The sequence below is a fragment of the Acinetobacter lwoffii genome (genome assembly GCF_052078135.1).
In the GTDB taxonomy this organism is placed as follows: Bacteria; Pseudomonadota; Gammaproteobacteria; order Pseudomonadales; family Moraxellaceae; genus Acinetobacter; species Acinetobacter lwoffii_Z.
The window spans coordinates 1-11,218 of record NZ_JBQGUZ010000001.1 but is presented as its reverse complement, the minus strand read 5'-3'; the positions used below and the strand labels follow the sequence as shown (position 1 = coordinate 11,218).

At 44.3% G+C, this 11,218-nt stretch carries 10 protein-coding genes; 2 read left to right on the top strand and 8 right to left on the bottom strand.

What is annotated here, in order from left to right; all coding sequences use genetic code 11:
* Positions 1-29: 29 nt before the first annotated feature.
* A complete protein-coding gene (locus ACTL4S_RS00050) occupies positions 30-2,738 on the top strand; it encodes a DUF2339 domain-containing protein (RefSeq protein WP_441298493.1) in 2,709 nt (902 codons plus the stop codon).
* A 47-nt stretch (positions 2,739-2,785) separates the two neighbouring features.
* Here the strand turns inward: ACTL4S_RS00050 and ACTL4S_RS00045 are convergent, their stop codons facing one another.
* Positions 2,786-3,709 carry a mechanosensitive ion channel family protein gene (locus ACTL4S_RS00045; protein WP_004278256.1) on the bottom strand — a complete coding sequence of 308 codons (924 nt, stop codon included), beginning with the start codon at positions 3,707-3,709 and terminating at the stop codon, positions 2,786-2,788.
* Positions 3,710-3,718: 9 nt separating this feature from the next.
* Complete coding sequence (locus ACTL4S_RS00040; RefSeq protein ID WP_086044916.1) at positions 3,719-4,498, bottom strand: DUF432 domain-containing protein; 780 nt, start codon at positions 4,496-4,498, stop codon at positions 3,719-3,721.
* A 144-nt stretch (positions 4,499-4,642) separates the two neighbouring features.
* Here ACTL4S_RS00040 and gspE point away from each other — a divergent pair, with 144 nt between their 5' ends.
* The gene (gene gspE, locus ACTL4S_RS00035; RefSeq protein WP_441298492.1) at positions 4,643-6,130 is read left to right on the top strand and encodes a type II secretion system ATPase GspE; all 1,488 of its coding nucleotides are present in this window, start codon (positions 4,643-4,645) and stop codon (positions 6,128-6,130) included.
* A gap of 50 nt (positions 6,131-6,180) precedes the next feature.
* On the opposite strand, the gene ACTL4S_RS00030 is transcribed toward gspE, so the two are convergent.
* The 6 genes from ACTL4S_RS00030 to ACTL4S_RS00005 all read right to left on the bottom strand — a co-directional run bounded on the left by ACTL4S_RS00030 (position 6,181) and on the right by ACTL4S_RS00005 (position 10,735).
* Complete coding sequence (locus tag ACTL4S_RS00030; RefSeq protein ID WP_441298491.1) at positions 6,181-6,573, bottom strand: DUF4951 domain-containing protein; 393 nt, start codon at positions 6,571-6,573, stop codon at positions 6,181-6,183.
* 183 nt (positions 6,574-6,756) lie between these two features.
* Complete coding sequence (locus ACTL4S_RS00025; RefSeq protein ID WP_004732917.1) at positions 6,757-7,182, bottom strand: organic hydroperoxide resistance protein; 426 nt, start codon at positions 7,180-7,182, stop codon at positions 6,757-6,759.
* Between the two features lie 102 nt (positions 7,183-7,284).
* Positions 7,285-8,112: a carbon-nitrogen hydrolase family protein gene (locus ACTL4S_RS00020; protein ID WP_005107790.1), complete on the bottom strand. Its 828-nt coding sequence runs from the start codon at positions 8,110-8,112 to the stop codon at positions 7,285-7,287.
* A gap of 20 nt (positions 8,113-8,132) precedes the next feature.
* Positions 8,133-8,651 (bottom strand): anti-anti-sigma factor GigB, encoded by a 519-nt coding sequence (gene gigB, locus ACTL4S_RS00015; protein ID WP_004647542.1) that lies wholly within the window; start codon positions 8,649-8,651, stop codon positions 8,133-8,135.
* Positions 8,652-8,763: 112 nt separating this feature from the next.
* Positions 8,764-9,732, bottom strand: a complete 969-nt coding sequence (gigA, locus tag ACTL4S_RS00010) for an RsbU family protein phosphatase GigA (protein WP_004732911.1) — start codon at positions 9,730-9,732, stop codon at positions 8,764-8,766.
* Positions 9,733-9,835: 103 nt separating this feature from the next.
* Positions 9,836-10,735 carry an MlaA family lipoprotein gene (locus ACTL4S_RS00005; RefSeq protein ID WP_441298490.1) on the bottom strand — a complete coding sequence of 300 codons (900 nt, stop codon included), beginning with the start codon at positions 10,733-10,735 and terminating at the stop codon, positions 9,836-9,838.
* Positions 10,736-11,218: the final 483 nt, after the last annotated feature.

Here is an 11,218-nt window from a genome sequence, read left to right as displayed (position 1 = left end):
TGAACGATTCAGGAAAGAGAAATATAAGAATGGCTGCAGGACGGAATGAGTTGCGCATGATCTGGCTGATTACCCTGCTGATTGCCGGGATCAGTGCCTGGTATCTAAGTTATCAGATTGTGACTTATCTGTGTGGTTTAGGTTTTATCTTTAGCGTGATGCAATATGTCACTGCGGTAGAAACACCGCTACAACAACTGGCCGCACAGCAGCAAATGTCCCTAGAACGCAATTCTAAAGTTCCTTTATATATTTCTTCAATTACTGCCATTGTTGGTGGACTGGCTGAACTGGATTGGCTGATGGGCATCGGGATTACGGCATGGGTATTCTTTTTGCTCAGGTGGCTGCAACGTCTGGAAGGGCGCTTGATACAGCTGCAATCACAATCCCATTCTGCCAATCCCTTACAGCGATCACCGGATCGATCCGATTCTGTTCCATTCGTGAAAACTGAATCTGCCCAAGAGGTAAACGACTCTCCTCATCTGGTAGATCAACTGCAGCGCTGGCTTTTCCAGGGGAATCCAGTCTTAAAAGTCGCGATTAGTATTTTGGTGATTGGGATTATTTTACTGCTGCGTTTTGCCACTGAGCACTGGCAACTCAGTCTGGCTGCAAAATTGGGCCTGGTTGCACTGGCAAGTGGGTGTATAGCAGGTCTGGGTTATCGCCTGGTGCAGAAAAATCGGAGTTTTGCTCTGGCACTGGAAGGACTGGGTTTAGGGAGTCTGTTCCTGACCTTATTTTTTGCCTATTACAATCTGGTGATTCCCACGTTACCGTTGGCAACATTGCTATTTCTCATTATTCTGGCCATCACTCTATATTTAAGCCTGAAACAGGAAAGCATCGAACTGGCCTTGATGGCTTTACTGATTGCTTATCTGGCGCCGTTTACCTTGCCGACCCGCGATGCTTCTGCTGTTGAGTTGATCAGCTATTATCTGCTGATCAATATCGGGGTGGCGGTGTTGAGCAGTTTCCGGCCATGGAAGATTCTCAATCAAATTGCCTTTTTAGTGACTGCGGTCGTTGGCGGGATATATAGCCTGATTCATGGTTATACATATGAGCGTTATGCCATGACTGCGTTGATTCTGGCACATAGTGCACTGTTTATCTGGCTAGGTTTCCGCTTCAGTCAGTTGCTGGCACGACAGGATCTCTCACGTTTTCACTTAAAACCGGTACTGGACTTAGCGCTGATTTTTGCTGCCCCTATTACCGCTTATATTTTTCTGTATCTGATTCATTTTAATCAGCCCAATCAAAAACTCTGGCAAGCTGGATTAAGCCTGTTCTTTGCACTGGTCTTTGCCGCTTGCTGGACACTGCTGCGCCGTAAACAAACTATCCAGCTCATTTCGCAGAGCTATCTGAGCCTGATGCTGATTTTTCTCGCCTTGGTGCCACCGATCTTATTGACAGAACAATGGAGTGTGATTGGTTGGGCAGTTGAAGGTGTGCTGATTTATTTATGGGCCTTGGAAAAAAATGTCCGGGTAGCGCACTATCTGAGCATGGGTTTATTGCTGATGGCCGGATTCAGCAGCCTGTATTATCTGATCGAGATTAATCCAACACCGCGAATCATTTTCTGGATTTTGAGTCTGTGCTATGTGGCAGTCGTGGTCATCAGTCAGCTTAAAAAGCAGTACCAGCAGCAGATGGATAGTCTGAGTGTCAGTTTTTTAAGCAGCGTGAGTGTCGCGGCCAGTCTGATGCTATTTGCCTTGCTGGAAGATGAATTTCCGAGTCAGCATACCTATGTACTGAGTTTATTTATCATCACACTGGGTTATATGCTGTTGAATGAAATGATCCTGCGCAAAAATCAGGAATGGTCTTGGTTACTGCCGAAGTGGAGTGGCATCTCGCCCTTGCTGGTCATTGCGGTGATTCTGACTCTGGATCGCAGTCAAAATGCGGTGATTGTCTGGAATAGTGCTCTGGAAAGGGGAGTTTTTGCCCTTTCAGCGATATTGTTGGCCATTCTGTGGCTTAGACCGCTGGCTGGCTTGCAGCTCTCCAAGGAATGGGGGAGTTTTGGTGTTTTTAGCAGTCTGGCTTTGGCAAGTGTATGCCTGATCTCAAATATGCCCTATCTGAGCATGGTGATTTTGCCTTTATTCTTCTGCCTGTGGTGCTATCGGCAGGATGTGCAGTCAGGTTGGCAGCAGCTTTGGCAAACCAAGAGCTGTTTATTGCTGATGGCAACTTGGCTGGTTTGTTCACAGCTGTTTAGCCAGCAAGCCTTTCAATATTACTGGCTGCCGATTCTGAATCCTTTTGACCTGATCAGTATCGCCATGTTTGCCAGTTTTATCTGGATGCTGTTACAGCAAATCAAGGTGGGACGTGATAAAGGCATGATCGCAGTTTTAATGGTACTAAGTCTGTTATGGCTTTCCAGTTATATTGTTTTAAGAGCTTTACATGTGTACCTGCAGACGCCGTTTAATGAGCTGGCATTATGGAGCAATGCGACGGTTCAGCTTAGTCTGACCATACTTTGGGTATTGCTGGCCTGGATCACCATGTGGACAGCAACGCTCAAAAAACTGAAACTGATGTGGATTTTAGGCGGCAGTATTCTGGTGATCGTGACTTTGAAACTCGTACTATTTGACCTGTCACATATTGGCACCCTGACCCGGGTGATTTCATTCCTGCTGGCGGGCGGGGTGATGCTACTGATTGCTTATATTGCGCCGATGCCGGAGAGGGAGCTTTGAATCCTCTCCCTAACCCTCTCCTTTAAAAAGGAGAGGGAATCTAAGGGTTATTTCAGATCAGGCTCTCTTTTGAGGGCCTTTTCATTGGCATATTGATCGATTTCTTCATTTTCCAAAGGACGGGAAAGTGGATGATCGACAAAGCCCATTTTTGGCACCGGAATTTCAATCTGGTTATCGACAAAGCCGTTGCGAATCCGTTCCTGCATTTCATCACGAACTTTCAGGTAGTTTTCCTGTTGGCACCACACTGCAAACAGCAGTTCAATCGAAGATTCACGGAAAGCGGTAACGGTGACTGCAGGTTTCGGGTCGGCCAGTACCAGCGGATATTTATTGGCAACGTCCAGCAGCACTTCACGTACCTTGATAATATCTTCATGGAAATTGATCGCCAAGGTAATTGGAATACGCCGTATCGGAAATTTCGACAGGTTCTGCACTGGCGCCCGAATCAGCTGTTCATTTGGCAACCGTACATAGATATTATCTTGGGTCAAAAGTTTAACCGAGAGCAGGTCAATCGAAATCACTTCACCTTCAATGGTATGCCCACGAATCAAGGTGATTTGGATAGTATCACCGACTTCAAAAGAACCCTCACCAATCAGGAATAGACCACTGATCAGGTTGGATGCTGATGTTTGCGAAGCGAAACCCAGTGCGACCGTTAAAATCCCGGCAGCGCCAAGGAAGACACTGAGTTTAAAGCCGGCCTCCTTGAGGCTGGCCATCACAAACAGCAGGAAGATAAAATAGAAAATTCCGCGGCGCCAGACCAGTTTCTGATGGGCATTAAAACGGACACCAATGGTGCGAATAAAGGTATTGGAAATAAAGCGTGCGATCAGGAAACCAATAAAGCACAACACCACCGCCACCAGAACTTCGGTCAAACGATCGGTATTGATATTGGTAAATACTCCCTTCAGGCTGTTGGTGACTTCGGTCGGAATATTTGAACTTGGCATCAGACGCCCTTAGAAAAATGAATCAAACATATTAAATAATGCACCTGCTGGATCACGCGGTGGATGCAAATAGGCCACTTCACCAGCATTTGGTGGTGTGCGGTTTTCGACCCGAATCCGTGGTGGACGATCCGAACTTTCATGCAAAACGCGGATTTGTGAGGTCCATAAGCGGCCGGTACTTTCACTGTAAAAAAGCGGCAGGGCAGGCACTGGCACATTCATTCGGTCAAAGCGCAATTGCTGGTTACTGGTATTGTGAAACTCAATCGGCGTGACTGCACGAAAGGCTCGCGGATGTAACTGTTTCAGTTCGGTTCTGCCATCGACTGCGGTGGCATAACAGATTTCCCCCGAACGGTGATTGGGTCCAAACCAGGTGTCTTTTGGCAAGATTACCGGCAAATCGAAAATCGGTTCGCGCTGACCCTCGACAAAACCGGCAATCCATAAGGGCGTGCTGATATAAAGCGTACCGCGCTGTCCGGCAGGAATATAAATCGGATCGACTGGTTTAATTACCACAGAACGGTCTGCAAGACGTGGCATCAATTGCAATTTGTTTTGCGTGGATTTGAACATATAGCGTTCAATTTTTACGGGCGGTGGAAAAGCAAAATTCGGATCATCAATCTGATGCCATTGCTGCTCATAATCGTATTGCACTGAAGGGCGGAAATATTCCAGTCGCCATTCCTGAATGCCCCGGGTCAGGCGAAACAGTAAGGAGCCAAACTGCCAGGCTTTGGATTGATTTATTTCAAAATTCTGTTCTCCCCACCAGCGCATTTTCGCTGTATTCGGGATTAATTCATCTTTATCTTGCGGCAATCTTGGCACCCTTTCTTGCTAAATCTTTGAAAACATACTTCACGCTGTCATATGCTTAGAGTACACTCAATTTAAATTTTTTCATCATTATTATAATCCGCGATGCAAGTACTTAAACAATTACAAATCCCATATAGCTTCGCCAAGCGCCATGGTGTGCTGTTGCGTTATGAGGGAGATCAGGCCTTTATTCTGCGCCGTGACAATACCTCGATGCTTGCATTGCAGGAAGCCCGCCGTCTGCTCGGTTATCCGGCTCATTTTCAGCTTTGTACTGAACAGGAATTTAACCAGTTACTCAGTTCCAGTTTTGCCGGAGATAGCGGCGAATCACAGCAGGTGGCTGCCGGTCTGGAAGATCATCCGGATTTACTCAGCCTGGCTGATTCGGTACCGGAAGCTGAAGACCTGATGGATCAGGAAGATGATGCGCCGATTGTGCGGCTGATCAATGCATTGCTCTCAGAGGCGATTCGTGTCGGGGCTTCCGATATTCATATTGAATCTTTTGAGAAAAAACTGTCGGTGCGTTTACGGGTCGATGGCCAGTTACGCGAAATTGTACAGCCACGCCGTGAACTGGCCCCGCTTCTGGTTTCACGGATTAAAGTCATGGCCAAACTGGATATTGCCGAAAAACGTATTCCGCAAGATGGCCGTATTTCCTTGCGTCTGGCAGGGCGTGAAGTCGATGTGCGTGTATCAACCTTGCCATCTTCTTATGGTGAACGTGTGGTGATGCGTCTTCTGGACAAGCAGGCCGGCCGTTTGAACATGACCCATTTGGGCCTGATGAATAATGACTATGATCGACTCAAGACTCTAGTGCATCGCCCGCACGGGATTATTCTGGTGACTGGCCCGACCGGTTCGGGTAAAACCACCACTTTATATGCGGCACTTTCTGATCTGAATGATGGTTCTAAAAACATCCTCACGGCTGAAGATCCGATTGAATATCAGCTAGAAGGCATTGGACAAACGCAGGTCAATACCAAAGTGGATATGACCTTTGCCCGTGCGTTAAAAGCCATGTTGCGTCAGGACCCGGATGTGGTCATGGTTGGTGAGATTCGTGATCTGGAAACCGCAGAAATTGCGGTGCAGGCATCCCTGACAGGACATCTGGTGTTATCCACCTTACACACCAATACCGCGATTGGTGCGGTTACGCGCCTGAAAGATATGGGAATTGAACCATTTCTGCTGTCCAGTTCTTTAATCGGGGTAATTGCCCAACGTCTGGTGCGTACCTTGTGTCCACATTGCGCGACCTGGCATGAGGCAGATGCTTTCGAGAAGAATCAATTTGGCAATATTGAGCATCCCCAAGATTTAAGATTACCGCAACCTCAAGGCTGTGAACGTTGTGGTAATACTGGCTTTAGTGGCCGTACTGCAATTTATGAAATTGTCCCAGTCGATGATCATATGCGCCGTTTGATTCACGGCAATGCGGCTGAATATGAAATCGAAAGCTATGTACGTCAGCAGTCAGGTTCCATTCGTGATGATGGTCTGCGTAAAGTATTGGCCGGAAAAACCACGATTGAAGAAGTATTGCGAGTAACCAACGAAGCAGTAGAATAATTTTTTAATCTGCTCGCTTTATCATAATGATCGTCAGGACTTTTGGATATTTACCAGAGACTGACGATTTTTTTCATGAGTTGTGCACGAAAAGGTGCAGTCGGATTTCCCGGATTACGCAGAGTTTCATTTTGATAAAAGTTCTGCCAGGCTTGTGCCATTGCTAAACTCAGTCCTTCCTGTTTCATTGTTTCAACATCTGCCTGAGTAATATTGAGAAAACGGGCTTCAGCATCTTTGGGGCCAGCGCCCCAGCCAATAATCCCTTTACCAAATTCAGGCAGAATCATATTGTTGGGTGTTGCAGGAATGGGTAGGCGTTCAATTTCAGTATTGAGCAGAGATTTTATTTTCGGACGGATTTTTTCTGAGAGATAAAGATCTGCAAAAGAGGTTGTAGCAGTGAGGAGCAGGAGAGAATTCAGAAGAACTCGTTTTAACATCAATATAAATCGAATAAATGTAAATAAGAATCATTATATATAATTTCTTAAGTTTTTGCTGCAGTTTTCAAGTGGGGAAGAGAAGTAGCTTTTGACAAAAGATGAAGCGGGTAAATTTTGAAATTTATAATTGAAGTCTAGCTATCCTGAAACTTTTTTCAGGATAGCTGTTAAATAAAAAAATTAAGTAATTACGTTTAAGTTCACATCAATATTATTACGGGTCGCATTTGAGTATGGACAGACAATATGCGCAGCATCCACCAGTTTTTTTGCTTCTTCCTGATCCATGCCTTCAAGATGGATGTTTAATGTCACTTCGATCCCGAACCCGGTAGGAATCGGACCAATCCCAACATCACCTTCAATATAGGCATCTTTACTGATATTGAGCTTGTCACGATTGGCAACAAATTTCATTGCACCCAAGAAACAGGCGGAATAACCTGCGGCAAAGAGCTGTTCAGGATTGGTTCCACCGCCTGGTCCCCCCATTTCTTTAGGTACGGCCAATTGGACGTCCAGAATCTGATCGTCAGAAATGGCGCGACCATCACGGCCCCCTGTGGCTTTGGCATGTGCGGTATAGACGGCTTTTTCTAATGACATGAGTTAAATCCCTGTTTATTTTTCGTAGAGCTTCTATGCTCGGTGATTTCACCTGAAGAATAAGCAGGGATTTTGTTATTTTATGCAAGCAAATGAAACGATTCAGGAAAGTTGAAGAAGTCTACGGTGTTGCATTAAAGGCATGGATTCACGCACTTTTTGCTGTTCATTTAAATCAAAGTCGACGGTGATGAGTTGAGCACCTTCTGCATGGATCATATTAAGAAGTTGTCCACGACTATTGGTGGCGGCTGCATGTCCCCAAGTCTGGCGTTTTTCTCCATGCCAGCCTTGTTGAGCTGCACCAAGCACCGAGCATTGGCTATCTAGAGCACGTGTTTGCAGAAGAAGCTGCCAGTGCATTTCACCTGTGGTATAGGTAAAGGCAGAAGGAGCGGTCAAGAGGTTTGCACCTTTGGCTCGTAAATTTAACGCCAGTTCCGGAAAGCGCAGGTCATAACAGACCATTAACCCAATATTGCCAAAAGGTGTTTTGGCTACGACAACATCTGTGCCGGGTTCAAAGAACTTGGATTCCTGATAACCACCGACAGCATCGCCGACTTGCACATCAAACAGGTGAATTTTGTCATAACGTGCTTCGGTCCGTTCCGGACTGATACACAGGCTAACGGTACGCACCCGGCCATCCTCAATGATTGAACCATCCGGACGATAAGGGCAGGGTAATGTACCGGCAACGATCCAGGTGTCATATTCATGGGCAAGTTGTTCCAGACGCTGCTGAATCACTTCAAATTGTGCAGCAGTTTCACGCTGTTTACCTGCTGCAAAACAGACAAAGTTTTCCGGGAAAACAATCAGTTCAGCACCATTGGCCTTACTTTGTTGAATTAAAGATTCAATCTCCACGAAATTGACATCAATTTCATTTTGAGAATTCATTTGTACAACAGAAAGTAAAGTCATAGGGTCCTCTTATAAGATGGTTATACCTTTTGCTCGGAAATTTTATCTAAATTGTCTTGCTCTTTCTGTAGCTGTTTGACTAAAGGTTCAAACATGTTCTGATTGCTTTGATTCAGTTTCATCAAGGTTTTATGCGCATCCAGAACCGTATTCAGCATATTTTGATGCGTGACATGTTCTTCCATCAGCGCACGTGTGCAGACATTTGGATCACCACAATAATTCAGAATCACAAACACCTGGCTCAATCCCATACTGTTGGCCAAAGTGGTAATGTCAGAATTGGTAGAAAGCATGACAGCCTGAATATTGTGTACTTGCTTGAGTTTGAGTCCTAGTTTCGCTAAAACACCCAGTACGGTACTGTCAATGAAACTGGTTTCGGTGAGATCAACGATAGCGCCAACTACGTTGTCTTGCTGTTCAATTTTGTTCAGTAATTTGTCTAGACTAATACAAGATTGGGCACGCACTTCGCCGATAAGCTTAAAAATATGCGTTCCGTTCAGACTTGCATATTCAACATGACCTGTTGACATATAAATGCCATTTGCAGAGAAGGATATTAAATTATCCCATAGGGTGTATTGATACTCAAGTGGCTGAAAGTAGTAATCAAATTAAGTGCTTATAAAGCCTGTAAATATACTGCTAATTTACGCGGATAAAGCTTAAAAAGGCGATATCGTCAGCCACGTGTTCCGGAGCCTGAAAAGATTGATTCTGCAAATGGTGTAATAATTGCGAGAATTGTTCATTTAAACCACCATCAAAAGGTTCCAGTGCGCCATCCGAACAGATAATAAAGCGCGCATTGCGACTTAATACCCATTCATTTTCCTCAACTTCAAGATCTTCGGTTAAGCCCAAAGGGAAACTGCTGGAAGAGAGGATTTTAGGTTCTTGATTGGGTTCAAATATAATCGGTGGAGGATAATGTCCAGCGCTGGACCATTTTAATACATGGGTTTCCAGATTAAGAATCCCGGCAATCATGGTGATGTGCTTTTCAATATTTTCCTGCATCAGCATACCATTCAGCTTCTTGATCAGCTCGCGCGGCGTCTTGGAGCGACCATGGAAAGCTGCCATCCAGGACGTGAGCAAACTACTGGTGACGCCATGTCCGGATACATCGGCCAAATAGAAAATCACTTCTTTGTCGCTGATTTTCCAATAATCATACCAATCCCCTGAAAGATAGGCTGAAGGCTGAAAATAGGTTTCGACCTCGTAATTGGTCAGTTCAATCGGATTCGGTAACAATTTTTTTTGTAGTTCTGCAGCAGAAGGCAGGTCACGGCTATCCTGGTTACGCTTATATTGTGCATCAATTTTTTGTAATGCCAGATCTGGATTCTCGGGAAGTTTATTCCAGATCCAGCCTGCCAAAGCCCCTTGTTCCCAGGCCTGAGCCAAAGCAGTACCTTCATTTTCTAAAGCAAGTACAATCGTAGGGAGATTCCACTTATATTTCAGATAATCATGTACATCTGCAATCGCAATAATCGTAGAGTCATACAGTTCATGATCATCCAGATAGATCATCTGAACATGCGGAAGCGTATCAAGTACTTGATCTAAATAAGGAATATCACGAGTCGGTTGAATGAAATACATAAAAAAGTGATTCAATCCCAGGATTGGTTATAAGATGTACTATAACAAGCAAAGTATCGCTAGCGAACAGATTTTCACTAGCAATCATACATGAAGCTTAAACTTAAATATCTTCGTTTGAAGATTCAATATTGCTATCACTAGAAGGTGCATCATCAGAATTTTCATCTTCAAAATCATCTTCTAGGAACAGCGTATCTTGTTCTGTACCTTTCTTTTCTGCAATTGCATAATTGGTACGTTGCAAATAAATATCGCGAATCTGCGCATAGCGATCACCTGTCAGCACCCCTTCAACGTCCAGTATTTCAGAACGGGTATCAATGGCACGCCAAAACTGATCAGTCCAGTAAAGTCCATCTTCATCTTCGAGAATGTATTTTTGTGGACGAGCCTGACTATCTACAGCAGTACCGATCACCCCCCGGACAGAACTTGGACCTAAAAATGGCAACATGATATAAGGGCCAGAAGGCACGCCATAATACCCTAAAGTAATTCCAAATTTTTCCTCTTCATGGCTCAACCCCAGGCGACGTGCTGGATCAGCCAGTCCTAAAGTCGTTAAGGTATTAATAGTAAAACGACCTAAGGATTTAGCAGCGCGGGCAGGACGACCTTGAATCAACTGATTCACCACATTCCAAGGTTCACCTAGGTTACTGCGGAACTGGGTATAGCTGCCACGAACATCTTGAGGAACCTTTTCCACATATTGTACGGTTATGGGACGTACCACGGTGCGGTCAATCGCATCATTAAACTGATAGATCTTTCTATTTAACGGTTGAAAAGGATCTTTAACTTCTTCAGCCTGTGCTGCACTGGCATCAACTTTCAGTTGCGTTTGTAATTGTTGCGCTTTGGTCGAGATTTTTGTTCTAAGCGGCGTTTTTGCAGGCTCGTTTTCCAGATTTTCCACACTGGTGGCCGCCTCGGCGAAAACATGTGCGCTTGAAGCTAAAGAAAATAAGCATATAGATAAGTAAATAGAACGATGCATAAGGTAACCTGAGGCCTTTTCTGTGTAAGTAGCACTACTTATTAGTATAAAAATAATAAACGTTATATTCACGAATAGACATCATTTAAGCAAATTTGTATAAAAAATGAATGAAAACACACGAAAAGCTTAAAAAATATACATACAAAATGATTTTCTTGAAAAAGGTGTTGCAAGGGCTCTGAAATGCTGTAGAATGCACATCCATCGGCGGTGATGAAGATTAAAACTTCTGATAAAACAGTGACTTAGTTAAGATTGATTGGGTTGGGTTTTAGAAAGAAATTTTAAAAATAGTTTTCATTACTGGTTGACTTTCTAGAGATAGAGAGTAATATAGCCGACCTAGCTTGCTGGTGACGAACCAGCAAGAAGATCATTAAGAGATTATGAAGAACAACTTGTGTGGATTTTTACTGGTTGATTGATCGAAATTATTTTCATTGATTGATGGTAGAAATTACTCGAAGTTTATTTGAGAAA